Below are 18661 nucleotides of genomic sequence, written 5' to 3'. Positions count from 1 at the left end.
GTACCATGGGGCGGATGCGAACGAGCGTAGCCATCGCGGTCGGTGTCCTGGCGTGGATCGCCCTCACCGCCGCCCCTGCCAGCGCAGTTGAAGACGGACGAGAGCCCGGCTGGGTTGGATTGACCTTCGGCAACCCTCTGGGACCTCATCCTGCATCTGTCGTGAATGACGATCGCGAACCGCTTCTGGTCGGTCGAGTCGTCGTGAGTGGGCCCGCCGATGAGGCCGGAGTTCGTGCACGAGACTCGATCCTGGCGTTCGATGGACAGGGCATCGAACACTCTCGCGAGCTGATCGACCTGGTGCGTGCCCACGAGCCGGGAGCCTGGGCCACACTGACCATCAAGCGTGGACGGGCGGTCCGAGATCTGCGAATCCAGATCGGTGCCAGACCGCTGGAACGCGAGCGGCGTGCCCTGCGACGCGCCCACATGGGCGTCGAATCGATCAGCCTACCGGCCTCCCTCCAACAACATTTCGGCGGGAGCGAGAAGGCTGGAGTTCTAGTGTCCGCGGTCGCCGAGGGAAGCCCCGCCGAGACGGCCGGGGTGCGTGTCGGAGACCTACTCGTGACCATCGGCGGTCAAGACGTCGCGTCTCAGCATCAACTCGCGATCCTCGTCGCGGGAGCCGGTGTGGGCAACAAACTCGAATGCGAGTTGGTTCGGAACGGGGTCCCGATCGTCGTTGAGCCGATCATGCAAGAGCGGATGAATAGAGAGACCAGATGAACAAGCGACGACATCTTATAACGTCCGGATTGCCGTACTCCAACGGCCGGCTTCATGTCGGTCATATCGGCGGGGCCTACCTTCCTGCCGACACCTACGTTCGATACCTCCGCGCCCGAGGTGAGGAGGTTCGCTTCGTCTGCGGCAGTGACGACAACGGTGTCGCCTCGCTCATCAGTGCGCGGAAAGAAGGCCGACCCGTCGAGGAGTTGACGGCTCATTATAATCGGCGCCAAGCGGCGGACTTCGAGGGGTTGGGAATCCGCTTCGATATCTTCGGCGGAACGCACCAGCGAGAGTTCGTGGAACAACACGAGCGATTCAGCCAGGAGTTCTTCCTGAAGATCCACGAGAAGGGCTACTTCACGAAGCGCACCAGTTCGCAACTCTATGACGTTGAGGCAAAGCAGTTTCTCCCCGATCGCTACGTCAAGGGTCGCTGCTATCACGACGGTGCCGACGGCACGCCGTGTCAGCACCCCGAGGCATTTGGGGATCAGTGCGAATCGTGCGGGAACGCGATCGACCCAACCCAACTTGGAGATCCCGTCAGCACGATCACCGGCACACGGCCGGAGTTACGGGACACGACCCATTGGTATCTTCGACTTCAGGACTTCGAGGAACCCCTTCGAAAATGGTTAGAGTCCCATCGTGCCCCACAAGAGGGTCCCGCGTGGCGCGAAACGGTTCTGAACTTCATTCTGGGCCAGATCAAGCAGGGCCTTCCTGAACGCGCTATGACCCGCGATCTCGACTGGGGCATCCCGGTTCCACTCGATGACCCGGACGCCGAGGGTAAGGTCCTCTACGTCTGGTTCGACGCGCCGATCGGTTACGTCTCTTTCACAGCGGAGCTCTGTCGACGATTGGGCGAGAGCACCGAGGACTACTCACGCTGGTGGAAGGACCCCGACTGCAAGATCGTTCACTTCATCGGCGAGGACAATACCGTCTTCCACGCACTGATCTGGCCGGCGATGCTGATGGCCGAAGGCAGCTTCCAACTGCCGTCGAATGTCGTGGCAAACGCTTTCGTGAATATCAAGTTCCCCGGGCAGGAAGAACAGAAGATCAGCAAGAGCCGAGGCACGGCGATCTGGGTCGAGGAGTATCTCAAACAGTTCGCACCGGATCCGTTGCGCTACTACCTCACAACCATTGCGCCGGAGTCCCAACGAACGACTTTCGACCTGAAGGACTTCGCCGCACGCAACAATGGCGAACTCGTGAATGCGTTGGGGAACTTCATTCACCGATCTCTGACCTTTACGATCAAGAACTTCGAGGGTCGTGTTCCCGAGATCGGATCGCGAGACGAGGTCGATCTGGCCCATCTCGCCGAGATCGAGGAACGACATGCGGCGGTCACGAAGCGACTCGAGGCGTTTCAGTTCCGAACAGCGATTGCAGAGATCATGGCACTCGCACGGGCTGCTAATGGCTATCTCGACACCAAGGCCCCGTGGAAGCAGCGCAAGACGGATCTCGCGGCATGTGGATCGACGATGAATATCTGCCTACAAACCGTACGAGCGCTCGCGACGTTGATGGCTCCGTTCATGCCGTTCTCCGCGACGCGTGTCGCGGAGATGCTAGCCATCTCGGAAGAGTTGAGTTGGGAAAGCGCACTCGACGACCTTCCGGCCGGGCAGGCGCTCGGAGAGCCGGAGATTCTCTTCGAGAAGCTCGACCTGGATCTGTTGTTTCCGGATTCGGCGACCGAGGAGACCGGCGGAGACTGAGCGCTTCCTAGAAGAAGATCCGTAGGTCCAGTCCCGTGTGCTGCTCTTCGATATCGTGGTGCAGCCGCAGGCGGACTCCCTCGAATCGCTGGTGACGGTACTCAACGGATGACCGGCCTCGTACGCCAAGCAGCAACCTCACCTGACTCTTCTCCAGGCGACGGGTCACGGAAGCCTCCGGAAGCCCGCCGGAGATTCCGACACCGTAGGACGTATCGCGAGAGGCACCGGACGCGTCGCCAAGATCGGCCACGGATCCCCGACCCCGACGATTGAGCCAGCCGTCGATGGCCGACTCCAGCCCGGTTCGTTCCAGCATGTAGAGCTTGGCCGCCCGGAGGGCGCCGCGCCCCACACGGCGCTCGGTGCGATCAACGTAGTATTCGAAAAGCGCGTGCCCCTGGAGCTCGTGGACATCCGTGAACGTTCTGTGGAAGCTCGTTTCGCGGTCCAGAGACCGGACGAGGCCCGGGACCAGGTGCCCCGCGACAAACCCTCGGGTCTGTTCTGACCGCCTCAGTGCCGGCAGTGCCGACCCGACGGAGAAGCGGGCGGGAAGATCGCCGAGACTCGGAAGCTCAGTGCTCTGCAACGGGGGCTCGGCCACCGCATCCTGAGCGATCGAAGGCGCTGAAACACCCATCAGGATCGCGGTCAGCACCGCAACCTGCCGGATTCGATTCCAACACGCGCACAATTCCATGCCTGAACGCGTACGGTCATTTGAGGAGTCGCGCAACAGACGCAATGCCATTGAGACGATGGAAGATCCGCAGACAACGTCGACTGGCCCTACATTACGGTGATTCGACAGAAAATCACGACAACACCGGAGGGCTCTTTGGGGGTACAATGCGACACCGATGGCCACCCTTCTGCTGTTCGTCAGCTTCGCGCTGAGTATCTCTTTCCTGTGCTCACTGCTGGAGGCCGGACTCCTGGCAGCCCGCGACGCGACGCTGACGGAGCAACGCGACGCCGGTGAGGTCGGGTCCGGCTATCTCCTCGATATCCGGCGCGGCCAACTGGAAGACGCCATCAGCGCGATCCTGATCCTCAACACGATCTCACATACCCTGGGCGCAACGATGGCCGGAGCGCAAGCCGCTCGCGTGTTCGGCGATCCCTGGGTCGGTGCCTTCTCCGGGGTGCTGACGTTGCTCATCCTGGTGCTCTCGGAGATCATCCCCAAGACCATCGGTGCGACGTACGCCGCTCCCCTGGCGGGATTCACCGGTCGCACGCTTCGAATTCTCATCAGGATCATGTGGCCGCTGCTGCGGGTCTCTCGCGCCCTGACCGGCTGGCTTACCCGCGGCAAACGACATGTGTACTCACGTTCTGAATTAAAGGCGGTCATTGATAACGCAGCGGCCGAGGGAACCGTCACCGACGACGAATCGAAGATGTTGGCAAACCTCCTGCGCATGCGTGAAGTCCGAGTCGCAGACGTGATGACCCCCCGCACCGTGGTCTACATGCACTCCGCCGAGGCCACGATCGCGGAGCTTCTCGCCCAAACGGAATCGCAGGTCTTCAGCCGTATTCCCCTCTTCCGCGGCGATCGCGAGAACGTCGTCGGCTATTTGCTTCTCAGAGACGTCCTGTGGGCGGTGGCCGATGGCACGGATACCCAGCGGGGCCTCGATGACTTCGTTCGAAAGATCACGTTCATCCCGGAGCTTGCTCGGGTCGATGTCGCGCTCGCGCAGATCCTACGTCGCCGCGAACCCATCGGGATGGTCACCGACGAGCACGGGGGGATCGAGGGTCTGGTAACCCTCGAGGATCTCACCGAGACCGTTCTGGGTGTAGAGATCGTCGACGAATCGGATCGCGTCGTCGACATGCGGGCCGCGGCGTTAAAGCTTCGAGACCAACGACTGGAACGCTTGCGTCGCCGAGTCGGTGCCCGTTAGTCGACGGTCCGTTCGAGACGAACGTCGTCGATCCAGAGAACTCTCGTCTCGTGAGGGTTCGAAAAATAGAGCGACATGGACACGATGGATCGGAGGTCCAGCTCGCGAGCACCAGGACCCAGCCTGACCTCCTCCAAAGGTATGCGGATCTCGTTCCTGCCGGGAGCGATGTGGAGCCTCCGATTGTAGCGATCGGCCCACTGGAAATCGTGCTTCGCGTCATCGATCGTCAGCGTAATCTTGACCGCATGCGGTTGCTCCGAGAAGAGTTCGAACGCCAGCAGGTCGTACTCCGTCCAGTCCGGGTGAAGTTCATCGAAAGTGACTCGCGGAAATCGCAGATTACCAAAGAAGATTCGTGCGGCCGTCGACGACTCGGGACGTTCCCAGGATTTCGGCGATTCACGCCACAGGACTCCGGTCCCCACGGAATCGATGTAGTACCGCTGCCACTCGTGCTCGAAGTCGAACAGGGTCGGGAACGCGCGCGATCGCGATTGGACGGCCCCGATCGCCTGGTACAGCGGCCACGCCGTTACCGCGATGACGACAAGAGTGACCAGCATGAACAGCAAGACACCTTGCCTGCGTTTGCGAGTTCGTTCCCACACCCACCGACTAAAGAGGACGGCCAGCGCCACGCCGATGACGTCGCGTCCCAGATCCTGAGGGTCCGCATCCCTTCTCAGTGGGATCTGCAAGGCCTCGCTCGTGATACCAAGGAAGATCGAGATCCCAATCGCCCACGCGTAACGGGCGCGGATCGATCGATCCGGCCTGGACAGTAGTTGAAGGAGTGCCAGGGTGACGCACGCAAACAACGGGATATGACCCAGATTGCGAAGCTCGAGTCCGATGGTCGTTGCGCGACCCATCGGCGTGAAATGAAGAAAAACGAGCGGCGCAATCAGGAGCACCAACCAGACCCAGGACGCGATTGCGCGACGTGGCGAGCGACGTTCCACCCGTTTAACTCACCCGTTCCGCATCCAGAGCGGACGCGATGGCGAGCAACTCGTCGTAGAGTGACGAGCGCTCAGTTCGAAGACGCTGAATTGTCTTTCTCTGACGTAGCCTCGTGAGTCGGATCCTGAGGGACCCGATCGTCTCTCGACTGAGCCTCAGGTAGCGCAACGACATCAACCCACCGAGAATCGCAAAGCTGGTGATCAGCACGCCGATCAGGATGGGGTGAGCGGGCAGGGACGGAAATGCCTCGCGCAAACGACTCTCGATGAGTGCTGCAGTGACTCCGGCTCCGACCCACGAGACCGGGAACACCAGAGACCCGATCAATATCTTGAGGGAGGCGATGTCTTTGGGCTTGCTGGCGCCCTGGCGTGCCAGGACGGAGACGAAGAACGCAGCGGGTAGGTTCACCACGTAGCCCACGAGCAACACCGGTGGAAGCAGCAGAAAGACGAAGACCGCCTGCAACAGGAGAAGAATCGGCAACCACGGGGAGCCCAGTGAGGGTCGGCCGTCCAGGTCTCGATCGCGGATGCCCAGGATTCGCAGCTGCGCGTCGTAGCTACGCATCCGGGATCGCATCCGACGTACACGGTCCGGCATCGCCGACTTACCCAGGTAATAGGCGCGTCGAATCGTCGCGAACGCTTCCGTGGATTCACGGACGGTCGGTCTCCCCGTCTTCCGCCCTTCACGCGCCGCGCTCTCCGTCTGGACCACCCGACGCCCACGATGGAGGAGCCGATGAATCGTCCAGTCCTCGGTGGCGTGAACCGCTTCACTCAACGACGCCTCGATCTGCTCCGTAAGCTGCCCGGCACGGGCCAGCGCGCTCGTGTCGTCTTCGTCGGCGGGGGGCGTCAGGTCAAGACAGGCAGGAACAGTCAATGGAGGATGAAACCAGACGAGCGCACGCGAACGAAAGAAGAGTTTGCGATCGTAGTGCAGTCCCACCGGGACGATCGCAGGAGTCGGACTCCCCTCCCCTCCGATGGTCCGGGCCCGGTAATAGAGACGGGCCGCTCCGGATTTCAAGACCTTGGGATGTGGCAGGTCGTGACTCTCACCCTCCGGGAACAGGACCGACCAGGCGCCGCCGGCGATTCTGCCTGCAAGCTGATCCAGACTGTTCCGGTTCCGTTGACGTCTTTCGTCCGTCTCACCGGAGTCTCGATCGTGGGCTCGATAGATCGGGACAGAGCCGATAGCGCGCATCAACGATCCAAGAATCGGAACGCTGAACAAGCCGTGTCGGGCGCCGAACGCGACGTTCCTGGGCGTCGACGCCAGAATCAGTGCCGGGTCGACAAGGGCGTTCGGATGCCACGAGACAAACAAGCCACCGCGGTCCGACGGTACATTCTCGAGTCCCACAACCTCGACTTCGCGAAAGAACATCTGAAGCAGCAGGCGGACGAACCTACGAGCGAACCTGAACGTTCGGGTTTCCTTCGCGGCCGATTTCATCGCGTGGGTATTCACTCCCTCGTGGGGAGCATACTAAAAACAGACGCGGGGTCGGGAGGAGGGACCCGACCCCGCGATAGTGGCCTATCCAGCGCCTCGGGGAAGCGCTAGGACTTTCTTGATGCGATCAGGAATGAGACAACGACAGGCTCGTCCAATTCTCGAGTCTTCATGATCAGCCGCAGCTGCTGCCCGGCGACGTCGCCGGTCGGTCTGGGAAAATAGACGATCTCCGTGGCAAAGCTGAATCGGTGCAGCTTGATGTCACGGACGAATGGCCGGTCAAAACTAGCGGTCAGGGGACCGTCGACCGGCGTATAGAACGCATGACGGGCCCTGAGGATCGATGACAGTACGGACAATCGACGATCGACATCGATGTTTCCGTATGCCTTTTTCAGGGTGCCACCCGAGACGGCCGGATAGCGTCGGCCATCGGCGTCGACAAGGGCAAATGACTCCGGTGTCAGCGTCAGGCCGGCGAATCCACGATTAACGACGGCGATCTCGAGGGGGATGAAGTCCCGGTCGAGACGTTGGATCGCCGCGCGGGTGCCGACGATCAGACTGAGCCTACGTCCGTCCTCGATGAAGGACGTCGTGTCCAGTTTTGGGTGCACGTCGATCCTTCCGCGACGCTGGGAAAACCCTGGAGTCAGCGTCCCGAAGATCAGGATTGCTGCTATCGGTAGAGCAATTATTCGCCTCATGATGCACTCCGTTAGCCACGCGCATCACTCAGTTGCAATCGTCGTACCAGCTTTGCCGTCTCGGATGGCGTACAGCGATCGCTCCCCACGCAAGTAGAGGGTCCGCCCGACGGCGACCGGCGAGGCAGCGAAACTGTCGTCGAGGCGATTCACCGATACGCTCTCGAGCGCGTCGCCATCGGCAGAGACGACGCTGGTGACGCCCTCAAGGCTGACCACGTAGAGTCGGCCGGCGGCGACGATCGGAGACGCGTAGAGGTTTCGTATGCCGGGAATCCGTGACGGTCCCAGAAGGGGCGTCCCATGGCGAAGATCCAGACAGGTCAGGATCCCCTGATAGTGCTTCACGAAGCAGACTCGATCGTTCCAGAGAACCGGAGAGGGCACATAGGGCGTGTCGCGATCTCGCGTCCACAGTATGGCCTCGCCTCCGTCCAGTTCGCCGTTCGCCCTGGAGAGATCGATGGCCAGCATCGCTCGGGTGTCGTAGCTGTTGGCGACGACGGCGACGCCGTTCCCCACCACGGGCGACGCGACCACGTTGCGTGAGAGACCCGAGACCTCCCATAGCAACTTGCCGTCCTTCAACGCATAGCCACGTGTCCGGCCGGTGGCGGCGACGATCACCTGAACACGACCGTCCTGCTCGACGATGATTGGTGTCGACCACGACGTTATCTCGTCGCGTGGCACCTGCCAACGGATCTTCCCATTCCGGGTGTCCAGTGCGGTCAGTATCGATGCGCCCTCGTGATCCTGGTTGACGACGAGCGTCTGGCCATGAAGTGCCGGCGAACTGCCCTCCCCGTGGGCATGGCGGATCTCCATCGGACCCAGGTCTCGCTCCCAGATCGGTTTTCCTCTCATCGATAACGCGAACAGACCCGCCGACCCGAACGATGCATAGATCCGCTTACCGTCGGTCACGGGCGACTGGGAGGCCCAACTTCCGCTGACGTGGATCGGGGCGTGGGGTGCCGCCACCCGAACCGTCCGGCTCCAGACGAGTTCTCCATCGTGCCGATTCAGGGCCAAGACCCGAAACTCCAGACGATGGGTCGGATCCTCGTTATCGTGGGCGCCTTGATGGCCGTGGGCTTCTTCGACGGAGCGCTGGCCGTCCGAGGCCAGCGGTGAGGCGTCGACCGCCGTCGTCAAGAAGATCCGATCGCCCCAGACCACCGGCGTCCCCTGCCCCTCGCCGGGAATCGCATGCTTCCAGAGGATATTCTTCGTCTCGCTCCAGACGGACGGAGGGACCGCGCCGGGCGCCTCACCGGTCTGCAGGGGACCCCTGAATCCGGGCCACCGGCCCTCGTCCGTCGGCGCATCCGAGGAGGCCCCCGGGAAACAGACCGTCAGCAGCACCAAGAGCAGAAGAGGACGATATCGGCTAGTTCGCATCGGTCCACTCTATACCCCGTGGCGGGATTGGGCTTGAATGGAGATCGGTCTCTGCTCACAATGAGGGGTCCTGCTGGCCTTCCTCCTCTCGGAAAGAGACCTGTGAGCCCGAAAGCGACACCGCCAAGCCCTCGTCATCGCTACGACGAGTCAAAAATCAAGACGCTGAGTTCGCTGGAACATATCCGTAAGCGAACCGGGATGTACATCGGCCGGATCGGAGATGGCCAACATTACGATGACGGGGTCTACGTCCTACTCAAGGAAGTCATCGACAACGCCATCGACGAATTCATCATGGGCTACGGAACGACGATCCGCGTCGACATCGACGGGACCGAAGTCACTATTCGGGATCACGGACGTGGGATTCCGCTCGGCAAGGTCGTCGAGTGTGTCTCCCAGATCAATACGGGAGCCAAGTACAACGACGACGTCTTTCAGTTCAGTGTCGGGCTGAATGGCGTCGGCACCAAGGCGGTCAACGCGCTCTCTAAGCGGTTTCATGTTCGGAGTGTTCGTGACGGGAGCTACTCCGAGGCCTCTTTCAAGCGTGGCGAAATCACCGGCAAGAAACGCGGTCGCTGTCGCGGCGAGGAGAACGGGACCCTCGTGACGTTCTCGCCGGATGCGGACATCTTTGGCGACGTGCGATATGACGAAGAGTTGGTGCAGCGCCGGATCCGTTTTTACACCTATCTCAACGCCGGCTTGACGATCGAGTACAACGGCCAGGAGTGGCGATCGGAGGGTGGGCTTCTAGACCTGGTCTCTGCCGACGTCAAGCGAGACGCCGTTTACCCGGTCCTGCACTTTCGCGACAAGACACTCGAGATCGCTCTGACCCACACGAACCGATTCAGCGAGTCCTATTTTTCGTTTGTCAACGGTCAGTACACGGTGGATGGAGGAATCCATCTCAGCGCGTTCCGCGAGGGTCTCCTGAAGGCCGTCAACGACTATTCAAGAAAGCGATTTGACGGCGATGACGTTCGGGATGGCGTCGTCGGCGCCATCGCAATCCGCCTCAAGGATCCGATCTTCGAATCGCAGACCAAGAACAAGCTTGGCAACACCGAGATTCGCGGCAGCCTCGTGGGGACGATTCGTGAGGCGATCGTCGACCTGTTTCATCGGCACCCGGATTCCGCGGACCGTCTGATACGGAAGGTCGAAGAGACACAGAAGATTCGCAAGGAGCTTCAGGCGGTCAAGAAGCTCGCCCGCGAGAAGGCTCGCGCGACGTCGATTCGTGTCCCCCAACTCAAAGATTGCAAGATCCATCGGACGGACTCGGCGAAGAAGCGGCGTGATAGAGAGTCGATGATCTTCATCGCCGAGGGACAATCCGCAGCCGGGTCCATGGTTCAATGTCGAGACGTCAACACGCAGGCTATTTTCACGCTGAAGGGCAAGCCCTTGAACGTCTGCGACCTCAATCGCGACGCCGTCTACAAGAACGACGAGCTATACAACCTCATGCGAGCCCTGGACATCGAAGGCTCCGTGGACAATCTCCGCTATGACAAGGTCGTGCTGGCCACCGATGCCGACGTCGACGGCCTCCATATCCGCAATCTGGCCTTGACGTTCTTTCTACGATTCTTCGAACCCCTCGTTCTCGGTGGCCACGTGTTCATCCTTGAGACTCCGCTCTTTCGCGTGCGGAACCGTAAGGAGACTCACTATTGCTACTCGGAGGAGGAGCGAGACTCGGCGATCAAGAAGCTCTCCCGCGGAATCGAGATCACCCGATTCAAGGGTCTCGGCGAGATATCTCCCCACGAATTCAAGCAGTTCATCGGCGATGACATGCGGCTCACCCCGGTCGTGGTCGGAGACCATTCGGGGATCCCGAAGCTGCTGCAGTTCTACATGGGACGGAACACGCCGGAACGCCGCGGCTACATCATGAACCATCTGGTGGTTGAGGCCTCTGCATGAGCGATGGCCAGGGAAGCCTCTTCGATAAACCGGAGAATGCCGCGACGTTTGACGGCGGCGGACTGAAAGACGGCCCCCTGGGCCGTCTGATGGACGACAACTTCATTCGGTACGCCTCGTACGTCATTCGCGATCGCGCGATCCCCGATCTCGCCGATGGCCTCAAACCGGTCCAACGACGCATCCTTCATTCCCTCCACGAGAATGACGACGGGAAGTTCATCAAGGTCGCTAATATCGTCGGCCACACGATGCAATACCACCCCCACGGGGATGCGAGTATCGGCGATGCGCTGGTGACCCTGGTCAACAAGGGCCTGCTCATCGAGGGTCAGGGAAACTTCGGCAATGTCTTGACCGGCGATCCTGCGGCGGCGGCTCGCTACATCGAGTGCCGACTCACGGATCTCGCCCGAAACCATCTGTTTCAGAACGACCTGACCCAATTCAGTCCCAGCTACGACGGCCGTCGAAAAGAGCCGGTCTCGCTCCCCTCTCGCTTGCCCTTGCTGTTGATGATGGGTGCCGATGGGATCGCCGTCGGCCTATCGACCCGAGTCCTCCCACACAACTTCATCGAACTGCTCGAAGCGCAAATCGCCATTCTCGACAAGAAACCATTCACGGTTGTCCCCGACTTCCGCCAGGGCGGCCTGATGGACGCCGCAGAATACGAGAATGGCACCGGTCGTGTACGGGTCCGTTCTCGGATCGATCGCCGGGGCGACGACGCCCTTGTGGTCCGTTCGGTCCCGCCGACGGTAACCACCGACTCGCTGATCGCCTCCATCGAGACAGCGGCGAAGAAGAAGTCGCTCAAGCTAAAGGCGATCAATGATTTCACCGCGGAGAACGTAGAGATCGAGATCCTCCTGGCGGCAGACCAGGATCCCGAGAAGACGATTCAGTGGCTCTACGCCTTCACCCAGTGTGAGGTGGCGCTGGCCAGTCGAATCGTCGTGATCGATCGAGAGCGACCCGTCGAGATGAACCTCGAACAGGTCCTCAAGGCCAACACCCGAACGCTGGTCAAGACACTCCGGCGTCAACTCGAGGCCCGTAATCGCGATTGCCTGGCACGACTGCACCATCTGACCCTGGTGCAGTTGTTCGTCGAGGAACGGGTCTACAAGCGGATCGAAGAGTGCACGTCCTACCCGGCCGTGCAGAAGGCCGTACTCGACGGTGTATCGGCGTTCCGAAAACAACTTCGTCGCGATGTGACCGGCAAGGATGTCGAGATGCTCCTTGGCATCAAGATCAAGAAGATCTCCCGCTACGACATGGACAAGAATCGCAAGGAGATCGGCGATCTCGAGAAGGAACTTCTCACCATCGAGAAACATCTCGAGGCCATCGTTCCGTACACCAAACGTTATCTACGCTCACTGATCCGCGAGTTCGCCGCAACCCATCCGCGTCGAACGGAGATCCAGTCCTTCGACACGATCGAGAAACGCGATCTGACGGCGTCCGAGCTGACACTCCAGCACGACGCCGAAAAGGGTTACGTCGGTCATGGGATCGAAGGGGCACCGGTACTGACCTGTTCTTCTCTCGACAAGGTGTTGGTCGTCTTCGGCGACGGCCGGTACAAGGTCATGACGCCCCCCGAGAAACTCTTCGTCGAAGGCTTGCAGCATTGTGATCTCCTCGAGCGAGATCGTGTATTCGTGCTGGTCTTCAGAGACGAGGAAGGACTGAGTCACCTGAAGCGATTCACCTTTGGTGGCGCGATCCTCAACAAGGAGTACCGCTGTATTCCTGAAAGGTCGGAGCTCCTGTTCTTCAGTGCCGACGACCCGAAGACGCTCTACGTCAGGTATGAGAAACGCAAGGGTCAGCGAATCCACCAACAGACGTTTGAACTGGCGGAGGTCAAGATCCGCAGCGTCAAGACTCGCGGAACCCACATGACCTCCAAACGGATCGCCGCCTTCCACACCCGCCGCCCGCGAGGATGGACCGAGAAGCGTTCGGGTCCTCCGGGCAGTTTCTTGCGGGCGTAGCCGCCAACCGACCCCATCTGCTAGAATCTCAAATTGTTCTCAATTCGGCACCTTACGGCGGTCTGGGAGACGGGATGGCAACCACCAAGTACAAGGTCGGCACAGAAATCGAGGCGTACTGCAAGGATTGTGACGAGGATCGCTCCGGCGTCATCGAGACGCTGAAGTCCGACGGAAATATCAACCGGGTCGTCTGCAACACCTGCAAAGAGAGCCATCTGTTCCGACGCCCGAAGAGTGCCGCCGCCAAGAAACCAAAGAGTCGGCGACGCATCAAGGGTGCCGTTCTGGTTGCGGAAGAGGATCTTGCAAGCGCCAAGCCGTACTCGATGGCGGCGATCTTCGAGGTTGGCGACATCATCCAACACAAGGCCTTCGGTGCCGGCAGCGTGGTCGAGATCCGCAACAACGGCAAGATGCAGGTCGGCTTTGAGACCGGGCCCAAGCTGCTGGTCTTCGGCCGCAAGTAGAACTGACTCACTCGACACAGACGTGGCGGGTTCTCGGTCTCGAGATCCCCGTCGATGCGCCGGATAGTCGCCTGCGCACACTGGCCGCCACCGCCGTTGGCGCCGACACCGAGTCGCTTGTCGGCCTTCGCATCGCCCGTCGATCCCTGGATGCCAGACGCCGCGGTAAGGTCCGGCGCCTCCGTTTCATCGTCCATGTCGATCTGGCTCTGCCGGCGGAGTTCCGCTCGACCGCTCTGAGTCGTGGGATCCGTACCGGGACCATCGTCGAGACACCTCCCGTGATCGATTTCAGTGTCCCGGGTGTGAATCCGGAGAATCATCGGGTCGTGGTCGTCGGCAGCGGACCGGCGGGACTTCTGGCGGCGATGGTGCTCTCGTTGAACGGCGTCCGGGTCGATCTGATCGATCGAGGGGCACCGCTTCAGGAGCGTGCACGAGACCTTGCCGGTTTCCACCGCACGCGGGTACCGGATCGCGAATCCAATCTGTTGTTTGGCGAGGGCGGTGCGGGCACCTATTCCGACGGCAAGTTGTACACCCGTGTCGACGATGCCCTCGAGATCCCGTGCCTCCAAACTCTGGTCGATCATGGCGCGCCGGAAGAGATTCTATTTGACTCTCGGGCACACATCGGCACGGACCGCCTGCACAAGATCTTGCCGCGATTCCGCGAAACGCTCGTAGACCAGGGGGTTCGATTTCACTGGCGAACACGCCTGGAGCGTCTGCTGGTGGACCCCGATAGGTCTCGGGTCCTCGGTGTAGGAACGAACAACGGCGACCTCTCTTGTGATGCGCTGTTCCTCGCACCGGGTCACAGCGCAAGAGACACGCTGCGCTCCCTCCATGCACAGGGCCTTGAAGTCTCCGCCAAGCCATTCCAACTGGGCGTTCGAATCGAACATCCCCAGGAGTTGATCAATCGCGGTCGGTTCGGAGAGGGGCCGGAAGCGGCGATCCTCGGTGCCGCCTCGTACAACCTCGTGTGCCGCGCACGGAACGATAAGCCCGCGACTCACTCGTTCTGCATGTGTCCAGGAGGTCGAATCGTGGCGAGTGTCAATACGCCGGGCGAACTGTGTACAAACGGAATGAGCAACTCGACTCACTCGTCACCGTTCGCCAACGCCGCCGTCGTCACCACCTTTGGACCGCGTGAATTTGGCGATGGCCCGTTCGCCGGCGTCGAGTTCCAGGAACGACTCGAGCGATCGTTCTTCGATGCGGGGGGTGGAGACTTCACCGCGCCCGCCCAGCACGCCGACGACTTCATTCGCGGTTCGAACACCGAAACTTTGCGTCGCTCCAGCTATCGAATGGGCACGACCCCCGCTCGAATCGACACGTTGCTACCCGGGCGAGCCTACGATGCAATCGGACGCGCCCTACTGGAGTTCGATCGGAAGATCCCCGGCTATGCCGGCGATTCGGGAATCCTCGTGGGGCTCGAGTCCCGCAGCTCGGGTCCGTTGCGGATCCCGCGGGATCGCGAGACGTTGACCGCCACCGGCTTCGAGAACCTCTATCCACTGGGCGAAGGGGCCGGCTACGCCGGCGGCATCATGAGCGCTGCCATCGACGGGGCTCGGGCCGCGCGTGTCCACCTGGTGCGAATTCGTGCTTGATGGTTCGAACTTGCCCTGACCGGCCGCGGCTGGTTAGACTCCGTAGTCACCCACACGGAGCCTCCCATGAATCACACTTCCTTCGTTCGTACCGGTTGCGCCCTGGCCATCCTGTTGATCGGATGCGTCTCGATCCAACCTCTCGTGGCCCAGGAATCCGCCGTGTTGTTCAAGAACGTCAGGATCTTTGACGGTGTCGATTCCACGCTGACATCCGGCAACGTCCTGGTGCAGGGTGACACGATCGCCAAGATTTCGACGACACCCATCGCCCCACCGACCGGTGCGACGATCATCGACGGCGAGGGGCGAGTCCTCTCGCCAGGGTTCATCGATATTCATGCCCACCTGACCATGTCTCGACCGCGAGACTGGAGCTACAGCCATCCGTTCGTCACCGGTGCGGTCGCCGGTGATACGGCAAGGGACTACCTGGACCGCGGGTTCACGACGATTCGCGACGCGGGAGGCACCCATCCGGACCTGGCCAAGGCCATCGAGGCCGGCCTGCTGGTCGGACCGCGGGTCTACCCTTCCGGTGCGATCGTCTCGCAGACCAGCGGACACGGCGATTTTCGCCGACCGGAAGCGCCCCATCCGACCCTCGGTGCCGGTCGTGGCGATCCGGTGCTTGGCGGTGGCCTGTCGGTGCTCGCCGACGGTGTCACCCAGACGCTCGTGGCGGTACGCGAGAATCTGAAAGCCGGCGCGACGCAGATCAAGATCATGGGTGGCGGCGGTGTTGCGTCCGACTACGACCCGATTCACACGCTCCAACCTTCCCCCGAAGAGATTCGTGCCGCCGTGCAGGCCGCAGGCGACTGGGGCACGTACGTCCTGGCCCATGCCTACACCGCCAAGGCGATCCGACGACTCGTTGATAACGGTGTTCGGGTCATCGAACACGGCCTCCTGATTGACGAAGAGACGGCAAAACTGTGTGCCGAGAAAAACGTCGTGATCAGCACGCAGGTGGCTATTTTTAGCCCGTCGAAGGACGTTCCCGGGATTACCGGCGAGAATCTTCGAAAACTCCGCCAGGTTCAGCAAGGGCAGGCAACCCTGATCGGGCTGATCAAAAAATACGGCATCCGAATGGGCTTCGGCACCGACTTCATCTTCGGCACCCATCGCGACATCGGTCAGGAGTTTGTCGCTCGCGCCGAGCACTTCAACGCCGCACAGATCATGCGGCAAGCGACCTCGGAGAGCGCCGAGATCATTCGCATGTGCGGGAAGCTGAATCGTCACGGAAACTTCGGTGAGATTCGGGTGGGTTGGAAAGCGGATATCGTCTTGATCGACGGCGAACCACTCTCGGACATCAACGCGCTACGTTATCCGCAGGATGCTCTACCGGTGATCATGCGTGACGGAAAACTTCACCGGAACGAACTGTCGACACCCTAGCGACGATCGACAAGTCGCTCGGGCATATCCGCAAGCACGTACCCCGTCACGGCCAGCAGGGCGATCGCCTTGCGGAAGTTCTGGGGGTCCAACTTGTCCAGCGTATCGGCGTGGGTGTGGTGCCAGTCGAAGTAGTGTTCACCAACGGTACGGAGGCCCATACCGGGCACACCCTCTTTCGTCAGCGGACTGATGTCGGCTCCACCGCCACCACGACTCATCCTGTCGGCATCGATGGCGGCCAGAAGCCCAACGACCTGCTCCATCGTCGCAAGGGCACGCTCGTACTCGGGGTCCGGCGTCTCGGCCTTGTGATCGACTCCGTGCAGCCCCAGGCCGAACCCAACGGGGCTCTCGTTCCCGCCGTCCATCTCGATGGCGGCGACATGATTCGCCAACTGAGCGTCGCTTAGAGCCTCACGATAGGCCTTCGCCCCGCGCAGGCCGTTCTCCTCGTTGGTCCAGAGGACGACCCGGAGAGTCCGGCGTGGCCGCAGTCCGAGATCCTCGATGATCTGGAGTGCCTGCCATGCGGCGACGCACGCCGCGCCGTCATCGTGGACGCCCTCTCCCACATCCCACGAGTCGTAGTGACCACCCATCACGACCACCTCCTCCGGTCGCTCGGCTCCGGGAATCTCGACGATGACGTTGTGGGACTCGGTGTCCGGAAGCGTTCGGGCCGCCATCTTCAACTCGACGGTCATGGTCTGACCCAGAGCCTTCATGCGCTTGAACCACTCGGCATCCTCGACTGTGATCGCGGCGGCGGGAATCCTCGGCTGCTCGCCGTCATAACGGAGCGCACCCGTGTGAGGAGTCACGAGGCTCCTTGAGGTCGCCGATCGCACGAGAACCGCGGCTGCACCGAGTGCTGCGGCCCGGGAGGCTCCGTGGGTACGGTAGGCGACCGTCCCGCCGTATCCTATCCACTCCACTGCGTAGACGACGATCTTCCCTTCGATCTCCTCGGGGTTCATCGCCTCGAGTTCCTCGAAACTCTCGACGACAACCACCGGCGCTGTGATACCGCCCTCCGGGGTTCCGACGCTCATGCCCAGTCCCAGCATTGGAAGCGCGCGTGGTCGCGGTGTCACGACCCGTGCGCTTTCCTCCCCACGAACCCAGTGGGGCACCATGACCGGCTGCAGTCGTACGGAAAGACCCCGGGACTCCATTTGCGTGGCGGCCCAGGTGATGGCGTCCGCGAGCTGCTCCGAGCCGCTCAACCGATGTCCGATCACCGTCGCCAGATGGTCCAGGTTCTTCCAACCCTCGGTGTCGGTCAGGGCGGCACCGATGATCCGTCCCGCCGGTTCGCTGTAGGCTGCTGCGAGATCCTCGGGGGTTCGCGCACCGACGACCACCAGACGATCTCCATCCGGTGAGAACGCGACGCGTGTGATGCCACGGACTCCATGGGAATCGAGATCTGCGACCTCCGTCCATGCACTCTCACCCTCGTGCCATCGATACAGACGGCTGTCATCGGCGATCCAGACCGACCCGTCGGGCGCCCAGGCATAGTCCTCCCGATCGGTCGGTGTCTCGACCAGCGGTCGCCGATCGCCGCTTGCGATATCGATCTCCGTCAACCACCAGGGTTCGGCGGATTTGTCGACATAACTCATCCGGTCGCGTCCCGGAATCCGCGACAGACCCCGTCCCGGTGAGTCGGCGAGATGACGTCCCGCGCCGGGCCCCGTTCGGGCGACCTGCAACGTCATCGGCTCGCCCAACACGAACAGGAGAAGCTCATCGCTGCCGTTCCACGCGTGGTAGCCCACCGGATTGACGTCCGGTAGGAGAAGCTTGAACGACCCGTCATCGAGATTGACGCTCCACAGCTGCTGCTTCAGGTCGCCATAGTCCCGGACGTAGGAGATGGCGTTCTGACCCGGAATCGGCGTCGGCGAGTACTCCCCCTCGGCGGTTCCCGTGACCACGGTCGTCTCTCCGGTCGCGAGATCCATGCGGTAGATATCGGTCCCGGTATCGCGCCAGGAGGAATAGACGATCGACCTGCCGTCGGGCAGGAACTTCGGCTGATTGTCGTAGCCGACCCGGTCGGTCAGCCGACGCACCTGATCGACGCCCACATCGCCGTCTTGAGCAACGACATCCATCAGAAAGATGTCCGTCGACGGGATCTGGGCCAGCACGGGCGCCAGGAAGGTCAGCCCGACAGCGAGCAGCAACAGGCGGTTGGGTTGGCGCACGGCGGTCCTCCAGAGATCCGGACCGGATTGTGAACG

Annotated in this window: 14 protein-coding genes; 8 read left to right on the top strand and 6 right to left on the bottom strand. The window is 61.5% G+C overall.

The annotated features are described in order from the left end of the window. Positions 1 to 14 precede the first annotated feature (14 nt). Together OES25_09745 and metG are read left to right on the top strand one after the other, a co-directional pair. On the top strand, positions 15 to 731 hold the full coding sequence (locus tag OES25_09745) for a PDZ domain-containing protein (protein ID MDH3627924.1): 717 nt from the start codon (positions 15 to 17) through the stop codon (positions 729 to 731). Then, the gene (metG, locus tag OES25_09740; protein MDH3627923.1) at positions 728 to 2476 is read left to right on the top strand and encodes a methionine--tRNA ligase; all 1749 of its coding nucleotides are present in this window, start codon (positions 728 to 730) and stop codon (positions 2474 to 2476) included. Before OES25_09745 ends, metG begins: the two co-directional genes overlap by 4 nt. A 7-nt stretch (positions 2477 to 2483) precedes the next feature. Here metG and OES25_09735 read toward each other — a convergent pair whose 3' ends face one another. Next, positions 2484 to 3179 carry a hypothetical protein gene (locus OES25_09735; GenBank protein ID MDH3627922.1) on the bottom strand — a complete coding sequence of 232 codons (696 nt, stop codon included), beginning with the start codon at positions 3177 to 3179 and terminating at the stop codon, positions 2484 to 2486. A 160-nt stretch (positions 3180 to 3339) separates the two neighbouring features. Between OES25_09735 and OES25_09730 the strand changes: the two genes are divergently transcribed. Continuing rightward, positions 3340 to 4395, top strand: coding sequence for a hemolysin family protein (locus OES25_09730; protein MDH3627921.1), 1056 nt, complete (start codon positions 3340 to 3342; stop codon positions 4393 to 4395). Here OES25_09730 and OES25_09725 read toward each other — a convergent pair. The 4 genes from OES25_09725 to OES25_09710 form a co-directional block, all read right to left on the bottom strand. Continuing rightward, positions 4392 to 5360, bottom strand: coding sequence for a hypothetical protein (locus OES25_09725; GenBank protein ID MDH3627920.1), 969 nt, complete (start codon positions 5358 to 5360; stop codon positions 4392 to 4394). The two genes, OES25_09730 and OES25_09725, sit on opposite strands and share 4 nt — an antisense overlap. A gap of 4 nt (positions 5361 to 5364) precedes the next feature. Next, entirely contained in the window at positions 5365 to 6831 is a 1467-nt protein-coding gene (locus OES25_09720; GenBank protein ID MDH3627919.1) for a 1-acyl-sn-glycerol-3-phosphate acyltransferase, read from the bottom strand. A 107-nt stretch (positions 6832 to 6938) separates the two neighbouring features. Then, positions 6939 to 7541: a hypothetical protein gene (locus tag OES25_09715; GenBank protein ID MDH3627918.1), complete on the bottom strand. Its 603-nt coding sequence runs from the start codon at positions 7539 to 7541 to the stop codon at positions 6939 to 6941. A 24-nt stretch (positions 7542 to 7565) separates the two neighbouring features. After that, positions 7566 to 8945, bottom strand: a complete 1380-nt coding sequence (locus tag OES25_09710; GenBank protein MDH3627917.1) for a PQQ-binding-like beta-propeller repeat protein — start codon at positions 8943 to 8945, stop codon at positions 7566 to 7568. 102 nt (positions 8946 to 9047) lie between these two features. On the opposite strand from OES25_09710, the gene OES25_09705 reads away from it, so the two are divergent. The 5 genes from OES25_09705 (at position 9048) to OES25_09685 (ending at position 16406) form a co-directional block, all read left to right on the top strand. Next, the gene (locus OES25_09705; GenBank protein ID MDH3627916.1) at positions 9048 to 10889 is read left to right on the top strand and encodes a toprim domain-containing protein; all 1842 of its coding nucleotides are present in this window, start codon (positions 9048 to 9050) and stop codon (positions 10887 to 10889) included. Next, complete coding sequence (locus tag OES25_09700; protein MDH3627915.1) at positions 10886 to 12898, top strand: DNA topoisomerase IV subunit A; 2013 nt, start codon at positions 10886 to 10888, stop codon at positions 12896 to 12898. Before OES25_09705 ends, OES25_09700 begins: the two co-directional genes overlap by 4 nt. Positions 12899 to 12972: 74 nt before the next feature. Beyond that, positions 12973 to 13368, top strand: a complete 396-nt coding sequence (locus OES25_09695) for a hypothetical protein (GenBank protein ID MDH3627914.1) — start codon at positions 12973 to 12975, stop codon at positions 13366 to 13368. Between the two features lie 281 nt (positions 13369 to 13649). After that, a complete protein-coding gene (locus tag OES25_09690) occupies positions 13650 to 14996 on the top strand; it encodes an FAD-dependent monooxygenase (protein ID MDH3627913.1) in 1347 nt (448 codons plus the stop codon). Between the two features lie 66 nt (positions 14997 to 15062). After that, positions 15063 to 16406, top strand: coding sequence for an amidohydrolase family protein (locus tag OES25_09685; protein ID MDH3627912.1), 1344 nt, complete (start codon positions 15063 to 15065; stop codon positions 16404 to 16406). Here OES25_09685 and OES25_09680 read toward each other — a convergent pair. Beyond that, on the bottom strand, positions 16403 to 18625 hold the full coding sequence (locus OES25_09680; protein ID MDH3627911.1) for a M20/M25/M40 family metallo-hydrolase: 2223 nt from the start codon (positions 18623 to 18625) through the stop codon (positions 16403 to 16405). The two genes, OES25_09685 and OES25_09680, sit on opposite strands and share 4 nt — an antisense overlap. Positions 18626 to 18661 lie beyond the last annotated feature (36 nt).

The organism is Acidobacteriota bacterium (assembly GCA_029861955.1).
Taxonomy (GTDB): Bacteria; Acidobacteriota; Polarisedimenticolia; order Polarisedimenticolales; family Polarisedimenticolaceae; genus JAOTYK01.
Note: the sequence above shows the minus strand (reverse complement) of the source record. Positions and strands in the feature narration are given on the sequence as shown.